This is a genomic window from Paenibacillus sp. CFBP 13594 (assembly GCF_014842675.1).
Lineage (GTDB): Bacteria > Bacillota > Bacilli > Paenibacillales > Paenibacillaceae > Paenibacillus > Paenibacillus amylolyticus_B.
In genome coordinates this window covers 338,028-364,934 of record NZ_JACYVQ010000006.1, presented here as the reverse complement: position 1 = coordinate 364,934, position 26,907 = coordinate 338,028, and the positions used below count along the sequence as shown (strand labels likewise).

The window sequence follows — 26,907 nt, the reverse complement described above, 5'->3', positions numbered from 1 at the left end:
TCGGCATAAAGTTTATGCGCAATTATTGTTAACCCGGTCGCACAAAAGTATACAAATTCAAATTATAAAGGAGATGTTTCTAATGGATCTGGTCTATGGCACACCTTTCTGGCCCTCCACTTTCAATTCAACATTTAATTATTCTGCTCTGCAAGAAGACATCTCTTGTGACTGCCTCATCATTGGTGGGGGCATGGGGGGCGCATTAACATCTAAACTACTTACGGAACAGGGTGTTAACACTGTTGTGATTGATAAGCGAGACATTGCCAACGGCAGCAGTTCTGCCAATACAGGTCTTTTACAATATACCAATGACAAAACATTAACCTCATGTATCCATACTTTTGGTGAAGCAACAGGCGTACGTTTTTATGAGCTTTGTCGTGAAGCCATGAAACAACTTGCTCAAATTGCAGACAGCCTGGATACAGACCCTTGGTTTATCCCACGTACAAGTCTTTGTTTTGCGAGCAATGAAGACGATGTGGCCCTATTGGAGGAAGAATATCAGACCTTGAAGCGTTATGGTTTTGAAGCGGAACTGTGGGATGCCGACAAAATAAGCCAGCATTTCCCCTTCAGCAAACCCGCTGCACTGTACACAATGGGAGATGCAGAAGTGAACCCCTATCGTTTTGTTCATGCCTTGTTTGAATCCGCCAATAAGCGTGGCGCTCGAATCTATGGTCAGACAGAGATGATACACTGTGAATACAATGAAGATGGTGTAGTATGCCACACTTCCAATGGTAAAATCCGTGCGAAGAAGGTCATATTTGCTGCCGGTTACGAAACTCAGGATATCAAAAAGGATCGTGGAGCCTATTTGAAAACGACCTACGCGATTGCTACCAAACCGTTGTCTGATCTTAGTGAATGGTTTGAACACAGCATGATTTGGGAGACAGCACGTCCTTATTTATATATGCGAACAACACCCGACGGCCGAATCATCGCAGGCGGTTTGGATGAAGAAACACCTCGGGAGGATCAACGTGAAATACGGGCATATCATCGGGGAGATACACTCTTGGAAGAAGTTCTTTCCTATTTCCCTTTAGATGATCTTGAAGTCGATTATGCTTGGGGTGCTGTGTTTGGTAATACGAATGATGGCCTCCCCCTGATTGGCACACATCCGGATTATCCGCATTCGTACTTTGTAGAAGGGTATGGAGGTAACGGAACCGTATACAGCATGATTGCTGCTTCCTTAATTGTGGATGCTATTACTGGCAAACGAAACCCTGATATGGACCTGTTCTCTCTCACACGTACAAGTAAACCATCTCCTGTATAACATCAAAATAAATCAATACAAACAGGGTACAGCACACGGAAAGTTCTCTTTCCCCGCCGCTGTACCCTGTTTATATATTGGGGAGCCTGCTAAGCCGAAGGCTCTTGCCCTTCCGTTCGGTTCAATAACTTGCGCATAAAGATCCATCCAATTAGCGGAGAAGCACCGAGGACAAAAATAAGCCAGGTTAACATGCGTAGAGACGGAGCATTTAAGACCGTCACAATAAATATGGCCAACCCACATAGTCTGCCAAGCATCAGGCATAACTCTCTCAAAACGACAAGTTCAACCCTTTTCTCCACATTTTCGCCACTTGTACCCATCATGTCGAATCCCGCTGATATCATCGGCAGTACATATAACGGCATCGCAACAGCACTCCCAATCCCCATGATTAACAGCGTTCCATAGGTCACTTTCCAGAGAAGAGGAAGAAGCACAACGAGCAGAATGAGGGCTCCGATGAACATGCCTCTTGATCTATACTGTGGTTTGAACCATTTCCCGGCTGCCCAATAACTTACTAGTGCCACAGCTGAAGTGATGAGTGAGAACTGCCCCAATTTGTACTCCTGTGCGGTAGCCAAATATACAAGCAGTGCAATCAGGAAGGCAAAGACACCTTCACGTGCACCCTGAGCGAATAAACCCAAGCCTAAGGTCCTCCAGGGACTATCCCGCTTGGATAACTGTATCCAAGGTTCCGACCAGCGGTATGTACCGCTCACCTTTCTTTTTTTCAGAAAAAAACTAAAAACTACCGCTATGACATAAATAACGAGTGATACCGTGAAGATGAGCCGATATCCTGTGTTGTCTGTCATGCGAGTAATAATCAGACCGGAGAACCATGGACCTATAATTCCTGACATCGAACCAAGTAACCCCACCCAGCCGTTGAATAGATCCCTGTTTTCCCGATCCGTTATTTCAAAATACACAACATTAAATGCAATCCAGAATAGCCCCAAGGAACAACCTAGTAGCATACCCAGAGGCCATATCCAGTCTACAGCTTTGGAACCAGCCCAGAGGACGATCATATAAAATATGCCGGACAGCGCAGTACCTAGTCGTAGTGCACTCATTTTATTGTGTTCCTTGACCCATTTGCCAGCAAGCCAGAATGTCAGTCCAATGGCCAGTTGCTGGCTGAGAGTGAACCACCCCAACATGGCATAATCCGGACGGCTTTTCCACAGAAACACATTCAAAAAGGTTCCCGACAGCGCTCCGGCTAACGCAAACAATCCATTCACGCCCAAAAGCAGAATGGATTGTCGGCCTAAAGTAATCTTCATCTGCTCCTCCTTCATCCACCTGAAGTGAACTATGTACAGGTAGGTCTTAGGGTTAACGTACCCCAAGCAAGAAGAAAACATGATGAATCTTCAGGATTGCTATGAAATTGGTTATAATCTCCGAAATAAATGTTTATTCCTGCGTACTTAGGTTCTTGATCAGACGCAGACGATCTTCCTCAGACAGACTGTATTGAACTTGGAAACATCCCGAGCATACATAGGTCAATACTTTAAACGGTGATGCCAATAGTGACCCTTCGCCTGAAGCTGCGTTAGCAACTGGTGTGAAGTTATCCTGCGTTGCAGCTTGTGTACCTACGAGAATCATGAATTCCCGGCAATTCGGGCACTCTGGTACTTCTTCTTGATGATCAAGTTGCTTCTGTACACCTTGTTCATACTGAATGAGATCATTACCTTCATCCGCGTATTTGGTTAACGTTCGCAACTCCGGCAATTTGAGTTCGACTTCATCCCCCCACAGATCAGAAAGATCCGTAGTCTGTTTCTCGTTCGTTACATCATCTACATCATAGATGTCGTCCTCAGCTTCATCGTTCTCTTCATCATCGATGTTAATGTTGAGCGTACGGTATCCTTTTAACTCATTGTGGCAATAAGGACACTCTTCTTCAGGACCGAGCTCCTCATCCCATACAATCTCCGTCTGACACCAAGGGCATACTGTTGTTTCCATATTAATCAACCTTTCTCTTTCATATCATCATGTATTCATAACATAGATGACACCGATGGCAAAAAACACGATCGATGCCGCAAACAGAATCCGTATCAATATCTTCATGACCGGTCCCCCTAGATAATGCTCGCGCCAATAACAAACGACAGCGAGACTGAAATAATCATGGATATCAATCCGACAGCTCGGTTATCCGATTCGATCTCCTTATCAATGGAGAACACGGGTGTCAGGAATTCGAACAAAAAATAGGCAATTAGCAGAAGGATAAACCCTACAAATGACCACGTCATGGCTTCATACACCGAAGATTTCGCTTGTATGCAGAACCGCAATACGTTGCAGATCCCGAAGATCTTGCCTCCTGTAGCCATCGCAACGGCCACATTACCCTTCTTGATCTCCGTCCAGCATTTATACTTAGTCACCAGTTCGAAGCAAGCCAGAAATACGAGCAGCTCCATAATCGCTACCGAGAAAAAACCGAGTACCATCCCCAAGGGATGAGACAGCAATTGGTCAATGCTTTCTATCACGCACCGTTCCCCTCTCCCCATCTGCGACCTTCATGAATAAGTCGCAGAATATCATTGATTCATGGACCGGCTACTCCAATTCTGCGACGGTCACACCGTTCCCGCCTTCTCCGTAATTTCCCAGCCGGTAGCTTTTAATATGTTTATGCTTACGCAGGTAATCCTGAATACCGGAACGTAAAATTCCTGTACCTTTACCGTGAATAATATAAACTTGGCCCAGGTTGGCAAGGAAAGCTTCATCAATGAACCGGTCTGTCTCCATCAGGGCTTCTTCCAGGTTGGTACCACGCAGATCCAATTCACTTTTCACATTGTCATCACGTGTGCGCTTCATACCCGTTACCGGTTTTTGCTTTGGTTTGGCTGCGGGAGCCGATTGCTGCAGTTCCAAGTCATCCAGGGATACTTTCATTTTCATAATCCCCAGTTGTACCATAGCGTCTTTGCTGCCCGCCATCTCTACAACATGGCCTTTTTGATTCAAACTGTAGACAAGCACTTCATCACCAGGACCGATGGCACGAGTCTTCGGCGCTGTTGCCGTCTTTTTGACCGTTTTCCTGCGTTTCTCCGGTTCAGCCTCGTCCAGCTGTTTGCGGGCAGCAATGAGTTTGTGCTCCTTCACAGAAGCACCTTCTTCCATAGCCAACAGGCGAAGATCGGCTATAATCTTCTCCGCTTCCGCGCGAGCCTTGTCCACAATGCTGCGTGCATCTTCTTCTGCTTTTTCAATCCGGCGATCACGCTGCTGTTCCAGCTTCTCCAGTTCGGTCTGATGACGACTGCGTAATTTCTCCATATCCTGGCGCAAGCTCTCTGCCTTCTCACGCTCTTGTTCAGCCGTAAGACGGTTCTCTTCAAGAGAAGCAATCATGTGCTCAATTCGTTGATCCTCTTCCTTCACTTCGCCACGGGCGTAGTCGAGAATGTAACCCGGCAATCCCAGTCGCTCTGCAATGGCAAATGCATTACTTCGTCCAGGTACACCCACCAGAAGGCGATAGGTTGGACTCAGTGTGTTGATGTCAAATTCCATGCTGGCATTAATGACACCTTTACGCTCATATGCGTATGCTTTCAGTTCACTGTAGTGAGTGGTTGCAACCATGCGACATCCCGTCCGGTGCATATGCTCCAGCATAGAAATCGCCAGTGCGGAACCTTCAGCCGGATCTGTCCCTGCGCCAAGTTCATCGAGCAATACCAAACTTTTTGGTGTCATGTTTTTCAGAATACGAATGATGTTGGTCATATGACTGGAGAAAGTACTCAGATTCTGCTCGATACTCTGCTCGTCCCCAATGTCTGCATAGATCGCATCAAATACACATAACTGACTGCCATCCTCAGCCGGAACAAATAAACCGGACATGGCCATCAGGCTCAGCAATCCAATTGTTTTGAGCGTTACCGTTTTACCACCCGTATTCGGACCTGTCACGATAATGGATGTGTAATCATTGCCCAACTCTATGTCAATTGGAACCACGTTTTCAATCGGAATCAGTGGATGACGGCCTTTCTTGAGCTTCAGGAACCCGCGGTCATTCATGCGAGGCAATGTTGCTTTCAGTTCACGAGCGAGACGTGCTTTGGCAAAGATAAAATCAAGTGATCCCAGCAAGTCGACATCATACAACAGCCACTCTCCCTGCTCACTGACAAGTGCCGTCAATTTCTGCAAAATAATTTCTATTTCGCGTTCTTCCCGAATCCGGGTTTCGCGTAATTTGTTGTTCATTGCAACAATGGATTCCGGCTCAATGAACAATGTCGCACCCGAACCGGATTGATCGTGCACAATCCCGCCAAAGTACGAACGATATTCAGCTTTCACCGGGATAACAAAACGGTCTCCTCTGATGGTGATGAGCTGATCTTGAAGCATCTTGGATACGGTAGAGGATCGAATCATGGAATCCAACTTTTCGCGAATACGAGCTTCTCCGCCTCGCAGCTCACGACGAATCTGCGCCAACGTTACGCTTGCACTGTCGGCAACCTCTGCATTATCGTCAATACAGATTTTGATGGCATCCTCAAGCGTTTTTTGCTCTGACAGTTGATCACTAATATAGAACAATGATTCGATGGGCTCATCTTCATGCAAAGTACCAATCTGACGTTTCAATCGCCGCGCCGCATAGGTTGTATTGGATATTCCCAAAAGTTCGTGAGGGTTAAGTGTGCCTCCAATTTCAGCACGTTTAATGGAAGCCGTAATATCTACAATTCCCCCAAACGACGGTGAGCCTTTCAGGCGATCAAATGTGAAGGCTTCATCGGTTTGCTGCAGCAACCGCTTCACTTCTTCAAGTTCACTGCTTGGTTCAAGTTGCTCCGCTTTCTTTTTTCCCATAGTTGTCTGGGCAAAGCTAAGCAATGTATTTAAAATTTTGCGATATTCCAATGTGTGTAAAATTTTCGTGTCCAAGTGTACAACTCCTTCCAAACTATATCTGTATTATAACGAAAGAAACTTTCTTACGCTATTTAACGAATCCTTCCACACATAACTTCAACCATAACACCACAAACTACAGGTGTCAGGATTGTGCAACCTCTCCATCCCCTTGGAGTTGCCCTGCTCAGTTCAATCCGAATAAAAGGAGGTAAACACCATGAATTTCCTGGGACATGTCGTGCGATTTATCATCGCTGCAATTGTATTAATGGTGGTTAGCTGGATCGTTCCCGGATTCGCCGTTGGTGGCTTCTGGAGCGCCCTGTTGCTTGCTCTTGTCATTGCCCTGCTCGGCTGGATCGTTGAAGGTATCTTCGGCAAAAGAGTCAACCCGTTTGGTCGCGGTATTGTCGGATTTATCGTTAGCGCACTGGTGATTTGGCTTGGTCAATATGTTGTAGATCATGTTGAAGTCAGCCTGCTCGGTGCCATTCTCGCTGCGCTGGTTATCGGGATTATCGATCTCTTCATCCCGGTATCCACCCCTTTTGATGCCGGACGAAGCTCCAAAAGTTAATCTCCACTTCACCTTAACGTCCCCATGAATTCTCCTAAACCTCTGAAGGCCCTGGGCCGGAAGGGGTTTATTTTATTCGGGCAGTACGGACGCTCTGCTGTACACGTACAATTTTCAAAAAAACGACATACGCAGCGTGTACAGGCATCCACATATTGCGGTATGATGACTGGAGCAATCATTCAAATTTTATCCATATCACGCTTTAAGGAGGCACATGATGAAGAAAGGCATAACATGGCTTGCTGCCTGTATGTTAATTCTGGTCCTAACTGCATGTGGAGGGGCGAAACAGTCCGCAGAATCTGGCAGCAATGGAACCGATGCTGATGCTGGAGTCACAGCCAGTGAAGAATTGGTGATCAAGGCAAGTAACTATGAATTCGATCAACCTGAGTACCATCTTAAAAAAGGCGTTCCCGTTAACATTGTTTATAAAAATGAAAACGGAAATCACGGTATCCTTGTGCCTGAGCTGAATCTTCAACTGGATACCAGAAATAGCTCCAAAGTCATAACCCCGGACAAAGTTGGTGAGTTTGAAATGTCCTGTTCTGTCTTCTGTGGTTCAGGACACAGCAGCATGATCTCCAAAATTATCGTTGAAGAATAGGTTTCAAGACAAGGAGCCCCCGCAGCGACGGGAGCTCCTTCTTTAGTATAACAAATTGTACCAGAGTACGTTGCCCACGAGCCAGTTCTGCTACATTCATTCCGCTAGGTCTGGTCCTGTTCAATCAATTCAATCCATTCGTTATATTCCGTCTGCAATTTCGTATATTCATCATGCAACTGACGATATTCCGTGTTCAGCTGCTCTGCTTTCTCCTGCTCCATTTCACGTTCAACCTGTAACAAACGTAATTGATTGGCCGCTAGTTCGTAACGTTCACCCATCTCAAGCAGTTCAGTTTCCATGATCTCTTTCTCTTGGGTCGCTTCTGCACGTAACTTGTCAAGCTGCTGTCGTTCTTGCTCCAATCCCTCCAGCAACTCACTACTTGCCGCACTTTCTTTCTTCCAAACCGTCAGTTCATTCTCAAGTGCAGCCCAGCGTTCCTGCCAGGATTGTTCCTGAGCCGCCCATTCATCTGCACGGCGTTGCCACACCTGGTCGTTCCGCTCTGCTTGTTCAACACTTGAGCGAAGTTCTTCTTCACGTCTTGTCAACTGCTCCAGACGGGATACCAACTCGGCCTGTTTGGCTGACAGTTCTTCGTGTTTGATCTGCCACTCCAACGCTTCTTCCTCAGTCTGGGCTAGCCGGCTCTCTTGCTCCGAGTAGCGCTCGGAAAGTTTAACTGAAGACTGTCTTGCTTCTTCAAGTGCGCTCACAATCTCTTGTTTCTCTTTGCTCAATTCATCCAGCTTGGAACTGTAATTCTCTTCCCGTTGTAATGCATCACTGTAATCATTACGGATTTGTTTATAGTTATCCTGAAGTCGGTTCAGCTCTTCCCGAACAACATTTAGCTCAACTTCAAGCTGATTGCGTTTCTCTTCCAAAAGCTCTGCATCCTTCTGGTATTGCACAGCCTCTTCATGGTTGAAACGAGACTCTTCCTTCACCACGGACAATTCATCATGAAGGGATTGCACACCAGACTCCAACGTTTCATTTTGTTCAGCAACTTCAAGAATCTGATTCTCCAGGTCTCCGATCTCAGCTAACCGCTGCTCTGCAAGGTCCTTCAAGGACTGCTCACGTTCCGTAAGCGTCCCGATCTCATTCTGCAATGTACGCACCGCAGCATGAGCCTGTTCAAGCACTTTTTGCAGTCTGCGCTGTTCCTCTTCCGACTTCACTTCAGCCTCACGAAGCTTTTGAGCTTCCTGTTCAAGCTGTGCATGTTGCTCCTGAAGTTTGCGTAGCTGTGCTGTGAGAGAGGTTTCTCTATCCACAGTTTCATTATACTTCTGCTTCCATTGTTCCTGTGAATCACGGGATTGCTGGGCAGCCTGTTCCGTTTCACGCAGAAGTTCCTGCAACTGGGAACGGTCTTCTTTCAACTGCTCCAGTTGTTGCTCCAGTTCCGTAATTCGGCGAGTCTGAACTTCCTGCTCCTGTTTACGGACCCCATGCTCATGACGTAACGATTCCAATTGACCACGCTCGTGCTGAAGCTGCTGTTCTTGCTCTGCAACCATGTCCTGTGCACTGATGAGCTGGGTCATCACTTCTTCTAATTGCTCTTCGACATCTAATAGTCGAGTCTCCGCCTGTTTACGTTGTTCCTCAAGTTGCTGTTTGAGCTTGCCCTGTTCTTCTTGCAATAAGGCCTCTGCCGCCGCTGCGGCTTCTTTCGCCTGGGACGCTGCTGCTTCCTTGGCTTGCTGCAATTGTTCCTCGAGGGCTGCTTCTTTCTCCATCCATTCGAGTTCCAACTGCTCGGATAACGTCTTGAACTCCGCAGTCAACTGATTTATCTCAGTCAGGCGCTTCTGCTCCGCTTGTTCCTGCAAGTCAGCCCGTTCCTGATTCGCCTGATTCGTGAGCTCTTGTGTCTGTTGCAACGCTTTTTCTTCAGCCTGTTGAAGACGAAGTTCCATTTGTTGCTGAAGTTCGTTATATTGCAGCGCTGCTTCTTCCTGAGCTTTCTTCAGATTTCTCTCTGCCTGCTCCAACTCGGACAAAATGGCCGACTCGGCTTCTTCCTTGGCTGTCTGAATCTGCTGCGCAGCCTTGGCTTCAATCTGTTGACGTTCTGCAACGGCGCGGCTTTCGGCTTCTTTTAATTGAGCTGCAGTCCTGTCCTGCAACTCTTTATATTGCGCCGCAGCTTTGGCCTGCGCCTGCTGCAATTCGGCTGCAGAACGGTTCTGAGCTTCTTTGAGCTGGGAAGCTGCCTGTGCCTGTGCATTTTTAAGCTGATTAGCCGCTTTCTCTTCCATTTCCTTCAGCTGTTTCGTTCCCTTGGCTTCTGCTTCCTTCAGTTGTGCCGTCGCTTGGGCCTGCAATTTCTGCACTCGCTCCGTTGCTTGGGCGCGCTCTTGCTCCAGCAGCTTATTCAACTTGGCTATCTCTGAATTTTTGTCCGATTCGGACTTTTGCAACGCCTGCTCTGCTTCAATCTTCAGCTGTTGCAAATCAGCAAGAGCCTGGTCACGCCGTTCCAATTCTTGTTGATGTTCATTTTGTATGGCGTTTAACCGATTCAATTCGTTTCTCAGTTCTGTACGTTCTCCAGTAAGCATCTTCAGTTCATTACGGATTTCCTGAGTCTGAAGAGACTGTTCAGCCATATGTACAGCCGCCAGTACCGCAATACGCGGAGTATCCAGACGGGAATTTTGCTTGGAGATTGCGCCCATACGCTCATCTACCAGGTTAGCTACTTGTTTCATATAGTCGGCACTGCTGCCAACCAGTTTATAGGAAGTCCCGTAGATCTCTACGGTGACGCGTGTACGATCAGGTGTAGTCACAGTTGTGCCCTCCTTCAAGTCTGTATGTTGATTCTAAGCTGTAATCACAAAAAAGTCACATCGATCCTCTAATGCTAAGGATTCGATGTGACTTCAAACAATTCCTGCTAATCTTTGTTCAAAAAATCTTCTTTTGTCCTATTTACGCAATTCCGCTCCGAATTGCTCTTCCAGACGAGCCACTACACGGGCATGAACTTCAGTGACTTCCTCATCGGTGAGTGTACGTTCACGATTCCGGTATACCAGTGCCATCGCCACGCTCTTCTTGTTTTCACCCAGTTTACTGCCAGTAAACACATCGAATACCTGTACGTTTTGTAACAATTCACCCGCCGATTCACGAATGGCGCGCAGCATATCTCCAGCTTCAACATCCTCATTCACAACAACCGCGATATCACGTTCCATGGCTGGGAAACGCGGAAGCTCACGATAACGAATGTCAGCGTCTGCTTCGCTGTAGATCGATTCAAGTGCAATCTCTGCGATGTACACATCATTCAGATCATACTGCTGTTGCAGTTCCGGATGCAATTGACCCAATGTACCGATCAATGTGCCTTCCCCGCCATCCTTACCTTCCAGGTAAACCGATGCGGAACGTCCCGGATGGAATCCTTCAGGGCTGTTTGCTACCAAGCGAATGCGTTGTTCAAGCCCCACATAGGCGAACAGATGCTCAAGAGCACCTTTCAGATCGAAGAAGTCTACTTTCTCCGCTCCAACATTCCACTGCTGGCTTGCACGATTCCCGGTGAGCAGCAGCCCCAGTACTGGGATTTCATGCGGTTGTTTGGTCAACTGATCTTCTTCGGTGAAGAACACATTGCCCACTTCAAATACAGCCAGTGAATCCTGTTTACGGTTCATGTTATACACCGCTGCATCCAGCATTTGTGGCAAAATACTCGTACGAAGCACACTGCGGTCCTCGCTCATAGGCATCGCGAGTTTCACGGCTTTACTTCCTTGTGTCAACGCCGGGAACAGGGTCGCTTTATCCGGGTGCACAAAGGAGTAACTGATCATTTCCTGCCAGCCACTGCCTGAGAGTAATCCACGAATCGTGCGACGCATCGCTTGAGAGCGTGTATATGCCCCTGGAGTCGTGGGTCCTTCAATCCATGTGGTTGGAATGTTGTCGTATCCGTACAGGCGTGCAATCTCTTCAAACAAGTCTACATCGAGCGTAATATCCCCTCTGCGTGTTGGCACTTCCACATCCAGCAATCCTTGATCAGCATCACCACATGCAAAGTGCAAGCGAGCGAAGATCGTTTTTACCTCAAGCAAAGACAGATCAGTTCCCAGATAACGATTCAGTCGGTCCAGCGACAATTGAATGACACGTTTCTCCGCAGCTTCTGCTCCAGCTTCCACGATTCCTTGGTGCACTTCACCTTCAGCATAACGCTGAATCAGTTCAGCCGCACGATCCAAAGCCGTAATCACCGCACCCGGGTCTACTTCCTTCTCAAAACGCATGCTTGCTTCGGAACGCAGCCCCAGTTGGCGCGACGTTTTCCGAACGGTCCCGCCGTCGAACTTGGCGGACTCCAAGAGCAGATTCACCGTGCCTTCCGATACCTCGGAATTCTCGCCACCCATAACCCCAGCGATGGCTACAGGTTTCACTCCATCCGTGATGAGCAACATGTGCGGCTCCAGCTTGCGCTCCTGTCCATCCAGCGTAACAATCGTTTCGCCTTCGTTGGCCATCCGCACTTCAATATGGCCCTTTTCCAGCTTATCCGCATCGAATGCATGTAGCGGTTGACCGTATTCCAGCATGACATAGTTCGTGATATCAACGATGTTATTGATTGGGCGAACACCTGCCGCCATGAGACGGTTTTGCATCCACAGCGGGGAAGCAACCAGCTTAATGCCAGTTACATAACGAGCTGCATAGTGACTGCATTGCTCCTGTGCCTTAATCTCTACAGAGATATGATTCGCGGCTACATCACCAATTTCAACCAGTTGGTCTTTGGGACTTGGCAGCTTCACTTCACGACCCAGAATGGCACCCACCTCATAGGCAACACCACGCATGCTGAGACAGTCGGAACGGTTCGGTGTCAGGTCCAGTTCAAGCACATGATCGTCGAGACCAAGAACCTGGCTGATTGGCGTGCCAACCTCCGTTTGTTCCGGCAGAACGAGAATACCTTCCTGCTGATCTTTGGGAAGCAATTTGTCGTTCATGCCCAGCTCTTTGGCGGAACAGATCATGCCAAGGGAGACAACACCGCGCAGTTTGGCTTTTTTGATATCCATTCCACCAGGGAGCTTCGCTCCAACCAGTGCTACGACTACTTTTTGGCCTGCATCCACATTTTTCGCACCACACACGATCTGCAGATCTTCTTCCTGGCCGGCATCGATGACACATACATTCAGTTTGTCTGCATCCGGGTGTTTCTCCTTGCTCTTCACATAACCTACAACAACTTTATTCACGCCCTTGTTGCGGTTCTCCACTACATCAATTTCGACACCCGCACGGGTGATTTTCTCCGCCAATTCCTGTGGCGTCACACCTTCAAGGGAAATATAATCAGACAGCCAATCTGTCGATACTCTCATGGACGTTCACTTCCTTCATCTATAAATTGGTGTTCCCAGTTCATTCGCTTGCTCTATATGGTTAATCTTTCTTGTCTTAAAGTTATAGCCGTCCGAATTGCTTCAGGAAGGTCAGATCGCTATTGTAGAAGTGACGGATATCATCAACACCGTACTTCAGCATCGCGATACGCTCTACGCCCATACCAAATGCGAAACCACTGTATTTCTCCGGATCATAACCACCCATTTCCAGTACTTTCGGGTGAACCATACCGCCCCCCAAAATCTCAAGCCAGCCTGTTTGCTTACATACGCGACAGCCGCTGCCGCCACATTGTACACAGGTTACATCCACTTCCGCACTTGGCTCTGTGAACGGGAAGAAACTTGGACGCAGACGAATTTCCGTGTGGGAACCGAACATTTCGCGCACGAATTGCAGCAGGGTCCCTTTCAGATCGCTCATACGAATGTTTTCGCTAATGACCAACCCTTCAACCTGGTTGAATTGGAAAGAGTGCGTCGCATCGTCGTCATCACGGCGGTATACTTTACCTGGGCAGATGACTTTGACAGGCACTTCGCCCTTCATGCTCTGCATGGTACGTACTTGAACCGGCGATGTATGGGTACGCATCAACAAGTCTTCGGTAACATAGAAGGAATCCTGCATATCGCGCGCCGGGTGATTCTTCGGTAGATTCAATGCTTCAAAATTGTAATAATCCATTTCGACTTCAGGACCTTCCGCAACGCGGTATCCCATACCGATGAAAATATCTTCGATCTCCTGTACCACTTTGGTCAGTGGATGCAGTCCGCCTTGACGTCCACGACGTCCTGGCAGAGTCACATCAATTTTCTCGGATTGCAGACGCTTCGCCGTCTCTTCCTTCTGGAACTGATCCTGCTTGCTGTCGATGACTTCCTCAATGGCAGCCCGAACATCATTGGCTACTTGACCAATAACTGGACGTTCCTCCGCACTAAGTGCACCCATACCGCGCAAAATTTCAGTTAATGCACCCTTTTTCCCCAAATACTTTACACGCAGATCACCGAGCGTCTGCGGATCATTCACACCAGACAACTGCTCCAGCGCTTCGATCTTCAATGCCTCTAATCGTTCTTTCATGTGTAATTGCCCCCTTTTTGTGGTGTTTTTGCAACAAAAAAAGGCCTTCTCTCCCCTGAAGGGACGAAAAGACCGTGGTACCACCCTTGTTAGACATCCATTGCTGCGTGGCCCTTCTGGCCTGCAACCGGTTCTGTCTCACTTTGTACGGAATAACGACCGTTAACCGTTTGCCCCTACTGTTGCCTCTGTGTCTGCACACAAACAGGTTCAGGGAACCGCTTCGGAGTGAATTTCGGCAGCCTTGTTCTACAGAAACGCTCTCAATCTACGGCGCTTCCTCCCTGTCCAGAGGCACTGCTTACTTATCTCCATCATCACGTTTACTTGTTAGTTAAACCCATATCGATATAATCATCGATGATCGTTCATAATTATATGCAAAATAGATCGAAATAGCAAGCCGTCCATGTTCTAATTTATGCTTGCACCCTTATCTTTCAATTGTTTTAGGCGCTGCTGGATTTCGCGAATCTCAGCTGCCTCGATTGCTCGCTCATTCGATTGCTCGCGCTGTGTCAGAATGTCTTTTCCAGCATTGCTCACAGGAGACAGCAACTCCGACAGGCGCATCTCCAATCGCAACCTCTCGTCATCGAATTCCCGGGTCTCCAGCGCATGCTTCCGAAGTTTGCTTGACTGCTCCCAATCCGACACGCCTCCTTCAAACAAAGTTGTTGTGCCTCCAGCCTCCAGATCGCACAATCGATTCGCGAGTGTCTTTGTCAGCATCCGGTCATGGGATACAAGCACCAAAGCACCTGAAGCCTGTTTTAATACATTCTCCATGACTTCCTGGGTATCAATGTCCAGATAGTTCGTCGGTTCGTCCAGCACTAGCAGATTTGCTCCGCCAAAATACAATCTCAAAAATGCCACTCTGCACTTTTCTCCCATGCTCAAATCCCCAATGCGCTTGAACACATCATCTCTGGAAAACAGAAAACATCCCAGAATGGTCCGTGCCGCACTTTGTGTCATGGATGGAAGGGTAAGCAAGCTGTCCAGCAGGGTCAGATGCTCGGGAAGTCCCTCCAGTTCCTGTGAAAAGTAACCGATTCTCAGCTGTGGATGCCGTGTGACCTTGCCTTGCGAAGGTTCCAGCTCACCAATCATCAGCTTCAACAGTGTAGTTTTTCCTGTTCCATTGGGGCCTCTTACGGCAAGACGGTCTCCACGTTCAACAGTGATTCGAAGGTTGCGAAGCACTGGCTCGTTACCCGTGTATGAAAAACTCACTTCTTCCAGCGCAAGAAGCTGGCGTGCAGCCAGTGGATTCATCTGTAATTCCATGTTCAACTTTGCAGCTTCACGAGGTTTATCCACCCGTTCCCGCTCCAAACGTTCCAGCTGTTTTTGTTTCGCATGGTATCGTGAAATATTTTTGTTGGCTTTGGCCTTGTAGAAGCTCTGGGTGATTTTCACCTCCACATCAGTCGCTGAATTATGCGCTTTATGGAACCATTCCTGATAATTTCGAATCGTTTCTTCCAGCGCCTTACGTTCCAATTCCTGCCTGCGGTAGATCGTTTCCTGTTCGCGTAATTCTCGCTCTTTGTGGAGCTTGTAGTCGGAATATCCGCCCTTGTATTTGGTCAGTGCATCTGGACTGAACTCAATGACTCCTGTTGCTACCTGATCAATAAACGTACGATCGTGTGATACAAATAACAGCGTACCTTCATATGAGGATAACCACTCTTCAAGCCAGCGCATGCTTCCCTCATCCAGATGATTCGTCGGTTCATCTAGAATCAGGAATCTGGGTTCACTGACAAGCAGTCCCGCCAAACGAGCCTTTGTTTTTTGTCCACCGCTCAAGGAATGATAGGGTCTATTCCAATGCTCTGCAGATAATCCAAGGCGAGTCAGTACTTTCTCTACCTCAGTCTCCCACATATAACCGTTCAACTGTTCATATTGCTCCATCACTTGTGTATAAGCTACAAGCAGCTCTTCGTCCGCTTCAGTGCTGATGCTCAAACGTTGTTCCAGTTCTTCCAAGTTCCGTTTTACTTCATAGATCTGACCGCTCTCACGCCGGACCGCATCCAGTACATTCATCCCGGCCTCAATCTCCGAGCGCTGGCGCATGAACCCCCATTCCTGCTGAGGGATATGACGTTCAATCCGTCCACCACCATGCTCCTCACCCAAAATGATGCGTAACAACGTTGTCTTGCCGCATCCGTTGCGACCCAGAATGGCGAGTCGTTCGCCCTCATTAATCTCCAAATTCAATCCTGTAAACAATTCATTACCGTTCCACTCTTTTGATACTTCATGTAAGCGAACCAATGTCATCATGAGGCCTCATCCTTCCTGCATCCTTTTTGCTGAATAAAAAAAAACGCTGGCATCAGCCGGCGGTTTGGCAATTCAGGGTTGGATCAAGCATTCAAAGACAGATCTAAGGTAAGCTACGGCATGAACAAAGAAACCCCAAACACAGGGTACACGTAAACCTCAATGGCTTACTTGTTCCATACCTTTTCCCATAGCTGAATTTGGACACACGAATCCCCTCATTGCTCAGCCGCTCTGGCTGACTGCTTCATAAAACCGTCTGCAGTTAACTGGGGTTCAATTCATGTGTTTTACTTCATGGGACGTATGGTTACCTCTCATTCATGTGTAGTATCAATTTCTCCGTTATTGTACCAGATCATTGTAAAAAAGCAAAGGTTATATAAATTAAACTAAAGAATACTTACTTACTCGCCACTCCGATGACAAAACAACCTTCTGCTCGCTATTACCACGAGATTTCCTTTAGCCCAATAGAAAAAAGCCCCTGCATCGCAAGGACTCCGGTACTGCTTCGTTAAGCGGGTGATGGGAATCGAACCCACGCTATTAGCTTGGAAGGCTAAAGTTCTACCATTGAACTACACCCGCATGATTGAAGATTTAAATGCTAAGTTCCTTAGGAATTTAACAGTGATTTTACAAATAATAATATACCATGATCCTCTATAGCATGCAAGTCATATTTCCCATTTTTTTCATTACGCATCCATCAAAAAAAGCAGGAGCACCCTCGCACCCCCGCTGTTCCCTAGCCTGTAGGCTTATCCACATCTCTCAAAAACTGCTTTTCAAATTCAGCGGCTTTAATCGGTTTGCTGAAGAAATAACCCTGAGCCTCGTGACAGTGTTGATTGCGAAGAAAGACCATCTGATCTTCGTTTTCCACGCCCTCAGCTGTGACTTTCAGTTGTAAATGATGTGCCATTGAAGTGATGGTAGATACGATCGCGGCGTTATTGCTGTCCTCCATGACTTCATTCACGAATGAACGGTCAATCTTGAGCCGATCAATCGGCAGATCCTTCAGATAGTGCAACGAGCTGTATCCCGTTCCAAAATCATCAATACTGATATGCACACCAATTTCTTTGATTTTGCGCAACTGTTCGAATGATCGGTCTTTGTCAAATGTCATGCTCTCTGTAATCTCCAGTTCAAGCCATACAGGCTCTAGTCCCGTCTCTTTGAGAATGCCATTGATATTGTCCAACAAATGGGAATGCCTGAATTGTCTCATCGACAGATTCACCGAAACACACAGTTTACGATAACCGGCTTCCTGCCACTGTTTATTCTGTGCACACGCTTCACGAAGCACCCATTCGCCCAGTGGTACAATCAGCCCACTTTCTTCTGCCAGAGGAATAAATTCCGCCGGAGATACCGGGCCTCGCTGCGGATGCTGCCAACGCACCAAGGCTTCCATGCCAACGATTAGCCCACTTTGCAGATTAACCTGCGGCTGGTAAACCAGGTAGAACTGACCTCGATCCAACGCCTTGCGCAGATCATTCTCAAGCTGCAAACGCTCCTGTGCCTTCATCTGCATCGCATGGGCAAAACGATTCAGTTCCATTCCTTGTTCCTTAGCACTGTGCAAAGCCGTATCGGCATTCTGAATAATCTCCAGTGGTGACTCGCCATCATGTGGGAAAATGGCCATCCCGATTCCAAGTGTAAGATGATACTCATTGCCATCAACCAAGACCGGCTTCTCAAAAAGTTGCAATATGGATCTTGTCCGACGCAATGCTGTATCGGTTGAACTGAAATCTGTCATCGTTAATGCAAACTCATCTCTTCCCAATCCAAAGACTTCTTCTCCTGGAAGTGACAAATGTTTCAGTCGTTGGCCTACCTGACGCAAAACCCGGTTAGCTGCTTGCTGTCCGAGCGAATCATTAATGGTTTTGAACCGATTAATATTCAGGACCAGTACACCAACAAGCTGTTCCTCCACCACGGCATCATCCATCATCTTTTTCAACCGCTGTGAAAGGCGACGACGGTTTGGAAGTCCCGTTACATCATCATGATGAGCAATATAGTTCATCTTGGCTTCCGCGACCTGCTGTTGCAGGAAAGGCGTGTCCACTACGGATGTATACAGCCCTTTTTGAATGAAAAAATAGGCCATACAATTACTCAGCAATCCTAACAGCAAATTGAGATCGTTCACCCCAGTTGCTGAAACAAAATAACATTCACCAAAAAAGAAACACAGAATGCCACACAGAATGGTTGGTAGATCACCATCTTTGGTTTTTTTCCATTGTACAAACAGAAGAACGGCAATAACGCCATAGAGCAATCCGACCATAACATGAACTCGGGTGAAGGTCCCTCCAAGCACATCTCCATCAAGCATACTTGGCAACATGCTCCATTCCTGAATAGCCAGTATGTACAAAATAACAAAGGTGCCCAATGTCCCGCTGAACAGTAAAAATTTGCGCGGTAATGCAATTTCTTTCTCATTTAAGGTATACACGAGCAGTAAACCTACGGAACATACCAAAGATCCCATGGTTGACATCATTAAGGAGAACTCCGATTCCATCATGGCTCCATTTGGAATCTCTTCTGCAAATGAAACGATATGTACCAGTTCAAACAGCCCAATCAATAAAAAGAGTGTTGTTAATAATGCCCTCCGAAGCGTTAGCTTCTGTGTCCGAAACAACCAGCTTTGATTATAGATACCGATACAAGCGGCTGCCGCAGCGAATCCACCCAAGAGTGTCAAAACCGGGTAACCCGATATGATCAGATCAGAGCTTGAAGAAGAACGAAACCATTGACTTGCGACGAAACACAACAAGCCGCACACAGCGACCCAACTTATTTTTCTCTGATCTTGCAGATTAACCTTCATGCCGTGTTGTCCTTCCCGGGATCACCTATCCTGAATTACATTAACCAAACTTAACAACTTACTACACAATTCGACAAAAAAACGTATTAACCAACGTTCAATTCACATGCATACACATGCTATCTGGTACATAATAACATTTAATTTTGTATCCGTGAACTAAAAATTAGTTACTCCTAGGAATATTTATTCATAAATCAAGAGATAAACAAGGCATTAAGAACTAAAAAAACATGGATCTCCAGTTAGAGTCCATGTTTTCCTAATTTGCAACTGTATTTTAGACTATATTACTTATCAAAATTCACTTCAGGTGTTGTCAATTTATCATAGAAATCAACCACATTGTCTTTGTCTTCCGATGAACGAAGCGCCATCGCAGAACGTGGATGCTCGTCCAATGCACCTGTGATCATGTAAGGCAGAATGTAGCCCCATTCTTCTTTTTCTCTAAGAGGTACCATCAGCTGTTCCAATACACCGAGTACTGGGCGCAGATTGTATTTCGTACCTTTCAGATGAGCTACGAGCAATTCGGTTGGGCAGTTACCTGCCGCACGTCCCATACCATATACAGAAGCATCAAGCAGCTCAACTCCCAGTTCCGCCGCAACCAATGTGTTGGAGAACGCAAGCTGCATATTGTTATGGGTGTGAACGCCAAGACGCTTGTTAGGCAAGTGAGTCTTGAACTTCTCTACCAAGTATTTCACATCATTATGATCCAGGCTACCGTATGAATCGACAATGTAAACTACATCTACGGAGCTTTCTTTGATCAATTCAAATGCTTCCAGCAACTCATTCTCCATAACATTGGAGAGTGCCATAATATTCAGTGTTGTTTCATATCCACGATCATGGAATGTTTGGACCAGTGCAAGTGCCTTGTCTACATCTTTGCTGTAGCAGGCAACCCGGATCAGATCCAGCATGCTCTCGCTGCGAGGCAAGATATCATTCTCGTCCACACGTCCAACGTCAACCAGTGCAGACAGTTTGGTATTGCCTTTTTGAGGAATAACTTTACGCAGGAAATCATCGTTCAGGAAACGCCATGGTCCTGCTTCCTCGGCACCTTTCAGTAACTTCGGAGAGTTTTTGTAACCAATTTCCATATAATCAACGCCAGCTTCGTTCAACCCAGCATACAGCTGCTGAACAAAGTCCACGCTAAAGTCCCAATTATTCACCAGTCCGCCATCACGGATCGTACAATCTACAATTTTACAATGATTTGTCTTCATTAATGTCTGCTCCTTTTCTGACCAACTTGTGTATTCCTCTCATGATACTTGAACGTGACAAGAAAAGTAAAGGGATTCCGGACTTATTTACTTCGATAAGATTTCCAGATTCGATCAATCTCAACCATATCTGTTTGATCCGGAACCTTCCCTCCATACCGTACGCTGTTATACGTATCTGGCAGTCTCGCAGACAGTTCATCTTCTTCTAACTTCACACCATTCTGAATAATGGTCTGTGCAGCCTCGAGCGGAGTGTGCGTCCCCTGTATCCCCACTCCTCGATGAGTAGCTCTTTCTATCCAAGTCCGATAGTAATACCGAACACGTTCAGCATCCTGTGCAGGTATCATTTCTTTCTTCCGAAACCAATTCTTTCGAACTTTTGCTGGTGCATCAAGCGTCTCACTCACATCGATATATTCCGTCCGTGGTTCTGCCTTTTTTTCACCAGGCTGTAACATTCCCTTGAATCGGTCCATAAGTCTGTTTATCGTTTTTTGCCCCAACCTCAGAAGCAGCCACAGGATTGCTCCTGCTACAGCACACATCACTACCCATCCGAGGATGTTCCAGAAGACTGAGGGCTCGGATGGCGGCTCTCTCCAGTCATTCGGTATATTTAGCGGCTGATTGGGGTTATCCATTGGCAATTGTGGCTCCTCGCCGGATATCGGACCAAACCATCCCCTGATCCATGCAAGCAAGCGGTCACGTAGCGGCCCCAGCCAGGCAGCTAGACTTGGGAAAGCACCGATCGCGACGATGACAATAATCATCCACATGAACCGCTGATGATTCGCACGTGCAAAATCTCGTAATACCAATCTTCTCTTGCCGTCATTGAGCATTGCCTGATCTAGTTGCAACATATATCGTCCAACCAGCCAAAAGGCAAAGCTGATCACTCCCGCAATATAGATCCATATACTGTAAGTTCGAATCGGCTGCATGAATTCCAACGAGTTCGAAGCAATCATAAGCACGATCGCACTGATTACACCCATAATCTGCAAGCGCCATAACAACACAGAATGAAAGACTGGCTGGAAGGTCAGACCTGCATAAGCCGAGATGACTCCACACAGTACCAAGGTGATGATATCCGGCAACGGTAAAATGAGACTCATCCCAACAACGAATGCGAAGATAAATCCTACGACGAGTGCCGTTACTCCACGAATGAATGAACTTTTCTCGCTAAAATCCGAAATTTTATGCTGAATGAATTGTCCCATCCCACCCAGGAGTACAACCAGGATGAATAATATATACGGCAAATGTTCCATTGCATAGAATGAAGCGAGCGTAAATATCGGAAATAGGTATATAGCAGCCATCAAGACGGCAAGCATCGCTATAAGTCCCTTGGTTGTCGCTACATGTCTGTTCCTCATGCACTCACCGCCTTCGTATTCCCCTTAACGTCCTCTACTGGCAGAATCGTCACACGATGTCCTTGTTCGTGCAGACGCGCAATCTCGTACTCCATAGCGGCAGACACATAGGATGTAATCAGCAGATAGCTGCGGATTTGCTGTGCTTCTTCATTCAGACGTACTTCATCACTCAGGAATTGCTCCATGGGCACCATGCATTTCAATTCTGTCTCAGCCATAGCTTCCAGTAACTGCTCCAGATGGGGCGTACCATAATCCGGCTCAATCCGAAGGGTATCGCGGCCTCCACCCACATGATAACCATTATGGGCAAAGCCTGCCGGCAATCCTCTACCGATGGCATCCACTGCAGCCGTAGCAGCATAACGAAGTGCCCGTTCAATCTTTTCCGGTCGCGTGACAACACTCCACATATCTGCTGATTCCTGAATGTTGACTACAATCCAGGATTGCGGATCAGCTGTCCATCCCTGTTTGTAAACTTGTAATTCACCTGTACGTGCACTCGCTTTCCAGTGAATACGATTCATAGGGTCGCCTGCACCATAAGGCCGAACACCCAGAATCAAGAAAGGATCTTCAACGATCCATCGAGATACTTCCACTTCTCCCTGCCATACCTGATAAATTGCAGGAAGTTCCTCTACATTCACTAATGAAGGATACACGACCATAGACATTTGCAAAGGAATCGGTTTGGTGGAACGCCACACACCAAAGAGATCCCCCCCTGTCATCGTTGCTGAATTTAATGGATAAATTCCACGCTGAGTACATGTAAAAGGGTGTTTGCGCGTAATACGAGTAAATGGTTTTAACGTAAAAATACTCTTATGATTTTGATAGATTTCGCCTTGGCTAATATCCATACCTGAGCCGGAACGAAATACAAACGACACGGGCATCATCGATTCAAGTCTGAGCCACGGTACGGAGACTCGTTTCTCATTCGAGATCGTCTCCACCATCTCAAGTTCATCTCCAGCGTAACAACGCAGCTTGCTGAATTGTCTGCTGTACTTGAGGTTTCGCAGTGCAGGTCGTCCGAACCACATACCATGTATAACAACGACAATGCCTCCTACAAGGACAAGCCATAATAATGCCATAAGACTAACGCCCGCTTGTAGCGAGGTTCTCCGTTGGCACTTCTGTCTGATTCAGAAGTTCCTGGATGATACGCTCTGCCAAGCCTTCTTGTTGTCTGATCCGGTTACGGAATACAAGTCGGTGGGCGAGCACGGGTTCCGCCAGAACTTTAATATCATCCGGCAAAACAAAGTCTCTGCCATGAAGTGCAGCCCAGGCCTGACTCGCCTTGAGTAATGCCTGAGCTCCGCGTGGACTTACGCCAAGCGAGAGTTCGGGATGTTGCCTTGTCGCTTCGGTTAACTGAATGATATACCGCAGCAAATCTTCGTTGATTTGCACGGTTTTATACGTATCCTGCGCCTTCAAAAGTTCTTCACGACTGATCACTGACGTGAGATCATCAACAGAACGACTGGCTACCGTACGTCTCAAAATTTCTACACTCTCTTCACTGCTTGGATAACCCATGCGAATTTTCATCATAAACCGATCCATCTGAGCCTCGGGTAGTGGAAAAGTTCCTTGGTTATCCACGGGGTTCTGGGTGGCAATAACGATAAATGGCCGTTCCAGCTGTCTCGTTGAGCCGTCGATACTGATCTGGCGCTCTTCCATGCACTCCAACAAGCTTGATTGCGTACGCGGTGTAGCCCGGTTAATCTCATCGGCTAATACAAGATTAGCGAACAGAGGCCCCGGTCTGAATTCAAAATCACCTTCTTTTTGATTAAAAAAATGAATACCTGTTAAGTCAGAGGGCAACAAGTCCGGTGTAAACTGTATCCGCTGGAATGTGCAGTCCAATGAAGAGGCTACCGATTTGGCGAGCATCGTTTTCCCGGTACCTGGTACATCCTCCAGCAGCACATGTCCTGACGCTATGATCGCTGTCATCACCAACTCTATGGTATGCTCTTTACCCACAATTACTTTTCCCACGTGATCCATCAATTGTTGATTCATTCGTTCCATGTCTTGGATTTCCATCTGCATCTCATCCTTCCGTTATGGAGCTTATGTATTCGCATTCATTACTAACTATAACCCTAATTGGCAACATAAAACAAAGGAGTCGGCAAATGGCCAACTCCCTTATTCCCCGCTTTTCTCAATATACCAAGGGTAACATAATCATAAACCGTGTACCTTCGCCCTTTTTGCTATCGACAGAGATGGTACCTCCATGATTCTTGATGATCCGGTAACTCACCGAGAGTCCAAGCCCCGTTCCGCTCTCCTTGGTCGTGAAGAATGGATCAAACAGACGTACAAGCGTGTTATGGTCCATTCCTTGACCGTTATCCTCAATGGAGATCTGCACGAACTTGTTTTCCGTAGCAGTAGATATTCGAATTAGACCGGTATGCTCTTCGCCGACTTCCTCAATGGCATCCATTGCATTTTTTACCATATTCAAAATAACCTGCTTAATCTGTTTGACATCAATGGACACATTCAGCGGGGCATCCCCTTCATCCAGTATGATCTCGCACCCTTTCATTAAACCTTCACTTTCTGTCAGCAAGACCACCTCTTTGAGCAAAGAGTCAACGGACATCACGGTCTTCTGTGGAGCTGACGGTTTGGAAGAATTCAAAAATTCGTAGATGATGTCGTTCGCCCGATCAATCTCCGTCAGTATGATTCGAGCGTACTCGTCTTTGCCGAGCTGCAGCAAATGGGGTCTAAGCAATTGGATGAACCCACGGATTGCGGTCAACGGATTACGAATTTCATGAGCAATAGATGCTGATATCCGCCCCAGCATCGCAAGTTTGTCATTTTGATAAGCAGTCTGTTCAATTTGTTTATAATCAGATACATCCTTGACACTGAACAAGAAGTCGCCATCCATCTGATCACCATACGTTACAGTAACCAGCCAATGCCTTCCGTACTCATCAATCAATTCATGATAGCGCTTACGGTGGAAGATGGTTTCCCGATAGATTCGTAGAATTTTCTTTTTCTTGAATCGGCTCATTTGTGGATGATGCAGCATTTGCATCAGGGTACAGCCGCTCAATAGACTTCTTGGAAGCTCCAACAACTTTGCCATCTGAACGTTAATAAAGGTCAATACACCGTGACTGTCAAACAACATAATACCGCTATCCAGATGCTCCAGTACGTTCTCATACTTGTTGTAATCCAGATGCACAGGTGGGAATCCGTCCGTTGATTGAGGCACTGTATCCTGAAATTCACTAATCACGTCAGGTTCCTCCTTTTCACGTAAATGATAAACTTGCCATTCGGACATCATATCATCACAGAAACAGGAAGGGCCGATTTTATTTTTCATTACCGGTGCCCTTTCGTTGGGGGGTGAGCCGAAAATATGGATGGCATGTCCGGAACTCAAGTTGGACTATTCCCAAACACGAACATTTTTTGCTCCGCCTCTTTTGCAAGTCTGTTTTTATCATAGACAAGTTTATAGAAGAGAGTCAATCGGAGAAAGTGTCGAATGGAAATTATTTTAAAAAAAACCTCGAATTAGTCCCAGAACTAACGCACAAAAACGAAGCCGTCTCACCCCCTCGGGCAAATCAGCTTCGTTTTTAATATCTTTAACTTGTGATATATTCAAGATTATCTATAGTCCGGTCTTATTATGCTGAATTTTCAGTCTGCGCTGACTCATCACAGCTAATCGACGTTTAAGTTCGCTTTCCCACTTCTCGTCTTTGGTTTCTTTGGCGAGCCTTAGCAAATCCAGAGCCATATCAATCTGGCGCTGTACAATGACCATGGCGTCCTCACTCTCACGGTTCACACAGTTTTCGAAAATTGCATCCTCGTCTTCTGTAACATAATCTTGAAAGTCGATCTCAGATGCACCGTCACCATGCGCATATTCAGCCAGAATTTCATATTCGTTTTCAACTTTATAATGCACCTCAACCCGATGACACACCGGGCAAAACAGCAGGGGAACATTATGAACCTGGGTGCGGTAATGCTTCAGCGTGCCCTTCGTTCCAACCATACTTGCCCCACAACAGTAACTCATTTTTGTTCACCCTCCTTATTACGTGCCGGGACTTTTTTGTTAAAATGCAATCCCGTACACTTCCAGCACTTCCGAAAAGGAATAGTTCCATCAGTGTATCACATTCATGTACAGATTATAAATGCAGAGCACCGGAATATTTACCGGGTTTCCATACCCTATTCGCCTTAAAGGCCATCAATTCCTCTTTCAACAGATAAAAGAAGACTTTCTTCTAATATATTATTAACACGCTTAGCTGCTTGTTCAAACACTTTTGATTAACTTCGTGATAAATTTAGGCAAAAGGGTGCAAAAAGCCCTCAATCCCTAACGGGATGAGGGCTTGAACAAAAACCGTTCAAGTTAACCTGGCTTACAGGTTAGTGTCGCCTGGTTTCCAGTTCATTGCACACAATCCGCCGGATTGCAGTGCTTGCAGTACGCGAAGTGTCTCTTCAACACTACGGCCTACATCGTTGTGGTTAACCACTTGATATTTCAATTCGCCTTCTGGATCGATGATGAACAAGCCGCGCAATGCTACGCCCTCTTCTTCGATCAGAACGCCGTAATCTTTAGCTACTTGCTTCGTGATATCGGAAGCCAGTGGGAAGTTCAATTGACCCAGACCATTGCTGTCTACAGGTGTATTGATCCATGCTTTGTGGCTGTGTACGGAGTCTACGCTCACGCCAAGGATTTCAGTATCCAAAGCTTTGAATTGCTCGGAAGCAACGCTCAAAGCTGTAATTTCAGTTGGGCACACAAATGTGAAGTCCAAAGGATAAAAGAAGAATACAAGCCATTTGCCACGATAATCGGACAGTTTAACGGAACCAAAATCTTGTCCATCTCCCGATACTGTTTCCATTGCGAAATCCGGTGCTGGTCTACCAACCAAACGTTCTGCCATAACTAAAAATTCCTCCTTTGGGATTATGTAAGCATCCTTACGGATTGCTCATCATCAAGAAAAACGCGAACGCTTTTCCTGTAATTAAAATGATTTGAACCTTGATA

Annotated in this window: 19 protein-coding genes and 1 tRNA gene; 3 read left to right on the top strand and 17 right to left on the bottom strand. The window is 46.6% G+C overall.

Features of this window, described 5'->3' with window-relative positions; genetic code table 11:
* The first annotated feature begins 82 nt into the window (after positions 1 to 82).
* The gene (locus IFU39_RS20930; RefSeq protein ID WP_192134682.1) at positions 83 to 1,303 is read left to right on the top strand and encodes an NAD(P)/FAD-dependent oxidoreductase; all 1,221 of its coding nucleotides are present in this window, start codon (positions 83 to 85) and stop codon (positions 1,301 to 1,303) included.
* Positions 1,304 to 1,392: 89 nt separating this feature from the next.
* Here the strand turns inward: IFU39_RS20930 and IFU39_RS20925 are convergent, their stop codons facing one another.
* From IFU39_RS20925 to IFU39_RS20910, 4 genes are all read right to left on the bottom strand, one after another.
* A complete protein-coding gene (locus IFU39_RS20925) occupies positions 1,393 to 2,607 on the bottom strand; it encodes an MFS transporter (protein ID WP_105597993.1) in 1,215 nt (404 codons plus the stop codon).
* Between the two features lie 133 nt (positions 2,608 to 2,740).
* Complete coding sequence (locus tag IFU39_RS20920) at positions 2,741 to 3,307, bottom strand: hypothetical protein (protein WP_192134680.1); 567 nt, start codon at positions 3,305 to 3,307, stop codon at positions 2,741 to 2,743.
* Between the two features lie 119 nt (positions 3,308 to 3,426).
* Positions 3,427 to 3,867 carry a DUF350 domain-containing protein gene (locus IFU39_RS20915; protein WP_082219034.1) on the bottom strand — a complete coding sequence of 147 codons (441 nt, stop codon included), beginning with the start codon at positions 3,865 to 3,867 and terminating at the stop codon, positions 3,427 to 3,429.
* Between the two features lie 49 nt (positions 3,868 to 3,916).
* Complete coding sequence (locus IFU39_RS20910) at positions 3,917 to 6,283, bottom strand: endonuclease MutS2 (protein WP_091014746.1); 2,367 nt, start codon at positions 6,281 to 6,283, stop codon at positions 3,917 to 3,919.
* A gap of 187 nt (positions 6,284 to 6,470) precedes the next feature.
* Here IFU39_RS20910 and IFU39_RS20905 point away from each other — a divergent pair, with 187 nt between their 5' ends.
* Positions 6,471 to 6,830 carry a phage holin family protein gene (locus IFU39_RS20905; protein WP_017689637.1) on the top strand — a complete coding sequence of 120 codons (360 nt, stop codon included), beginning with the start codon at positions 6,471 to 6,473 and terminating at the stop codon, positions 6,828 to 6,830.
* 220 nt (positions 6,831 to 7,050) lie between these two features.
* The gene (locus IFU39_RS20900; RefSeq protein WP_091014748.1) at positions 7,051 to 7,443 is read left to right on the top strand and encodes a cytochrome C oxidase subunit II; all 393 of its coding nucleotides are present in this window, start codon (positions 7,051 to 7,053) and stop codon (positions 7,441 to 7,443) included.
* A 104-nt stretch (positions 7,444 to 7,547) separates the two neighbouring features.
* Here the strand turns inward: IFU39_RS20900 and IFU39_RS20895 are convergent, their stop codons facing one another.
* The 13 genes from IFU39_RS20895 to IFU39_RS20835 form a co-directional block, all read right to left on the bottom strand.
* Positions 7,548 to 10,256, bottom strand: a complete 2,709-nt coding sequence (locus IFU39_RS20895) for a hypothetical protein (protein WP_192134678.1) — start codon at positions 10,254 to 10,256, stop codon at positions 7,548 to 7,550.
* 138 nt (positions 10,257 to 10,394) lie between these two features.
* Complete coding sequence (pheT, locus tag IFU39_RS20890; protein WP_192134676.1) at positions 10,395 to 12,848, bottom strand: phenylalanine--tRNA ligase subunit beta; 2,454 nt, start codon at positions 12,846 to 12,848, stop codon at positions 10,395 to 10,397.
* Between the two features lie 82 nt (positions 12,849 to 12,930).
* On the bottom strand, positions 12,931 to 13,965 hold the full coding sequence (pheS, locus tag IFU39_RS20885) for a phenylalanine--tRNA ligase subunit alpha (protein ID WP_017689641.1): 1,035 nt from the start codon (positions 13,963 to 13,965) through the stop codon (positions 12,931 to 12,933).
* 414 nt (positions 13,966 to 14,379) lie between these two features.
* Positions 14,380 to 16,272 carry a ribosomal protection-like ABC-F family protein gene (abc-f, locus tag IFU39_RS20880; RefSeq protein ID WP_192134674.1) on the bottom strand — a complete coding sequence of 631 codons (1,893 nt, stop codon included), beginning with the start codon at positions 16,270 to 16,272 and terminating at the stop codon, positions 14,380 to 14,382.
* 520 nt (positions 16,273 to 16,792) lie between these two features.
* Positions 16,793 to 16,863 (bottom strand) — tRNA-Gly (locus tag IFU39_RS20875).
* Positions 16,864 to 17,023: 160 nt separating this feature from the next.
* A complete protein-coding gene (locus tag IFU39_RS20870; RefSeq protein ID WP_192134672.1) occupies positions 17,024 to 19,150 on the bottom strand; it encodes a bifunctional diguanylate cyclase/phosphodiesterase in 2,127 nt (708 codons plus the stop codon).
* A gap of 290 nt (positions 19,151 to 19,440) precedes the next feature.
* On the bottom strand, positions 19,441 to 20,397 hold the full coding sequence (locus IFU39_RS20865; protein WP_192134670.1) for an aldolase catalytic domain-containing protein: 957 nt from the start codon (positions 20,395 to 20,397) through the stop codon (positions 19,441 to 19,443).
* An 83-nt stretch (positions 20,398 to 20,480) separates the two neighbouring features.
* Positions 20,481 to 21,794 carry a hypothetical protein gene (locus IFU39_RS20860; RefSeq protein WP_192134668.1) on the bottom strand — a complete coding sequence of 438 codons (1,314 nt, stop codon included), beginning with the start codon at positions 21,792 to 21,794 and terminating at the stop codon, positions 20,481 to 20,483.
* Positions 21,791 to 22,906, bottom strand: coding sequence for a DUF58 domain-containing protein (locus IFU39_RS20855; RefSeq protein ID WP_192134666.1), 1,116 nt, complete (start codon positions 22,904 to 22,906; stop codon positions 21,791 to 21,793). The genes IFU39_RS20860 and IFU39_RS20855 overlap by 4 nt, the downstream gene beginning before the upstream one ends.
* 4 nt (positions 22,907 to 22,910) lie before the next feature.
* Positions 22,911 to 23,876 carry an AAA family ATPase gene (locus IFU39_RS20850; RefSeq protein ID WP_192134664.1) on the bottom strand — a complete coding sequence of 322 codons (966 nt, stop codon included), beginning with the start codon at positions 23,874 to 23,876 and terminating at the stop codon, positions 22,911 to 22,913.
* Positions 23,877 to 23,997: 121 nt separating this feature from the next.
* Positions 23,998 to 25,104: an ATP-binding protein gene (locus tag IFU39_RS20845; RefSeq protein ID WP_192134662.1), complete on the bottom strand. Its 1,107-nt coding sequence runs from the start codon at positions 25,102 to 25,104 to the stop codon at positions 23,998 to 24,000.
* A 384-nt stretch (positions 25,105 to 25,488) separates the two neighbouring features.
* A complete protein-coding gene (locus tag IFU39_RS20840; RefSeq protein WP_017689649.1) occupies positions 25,489 to 25,905 on the bottom strand; it encodes a hypothetical protein in 417 nt (138 codons plus the stop codon).
* Positions 25,906 to 26,260: 355 nt separating this feature from the next.
* Positions 26,261 to 26,800 (bottom strand): peroxiredoxin, encoded by a 540-nt coding sequence (locus tag IFU39_RS20835; RefSeq protein ID WP_036610146.1) that lies wholly within the window; start codon positions 26,798 to 26,800, stop codon positions 26,261 to 26,263.
* Positions 26,801 to 26,907 lie beyond the last annotated feature (107 nt).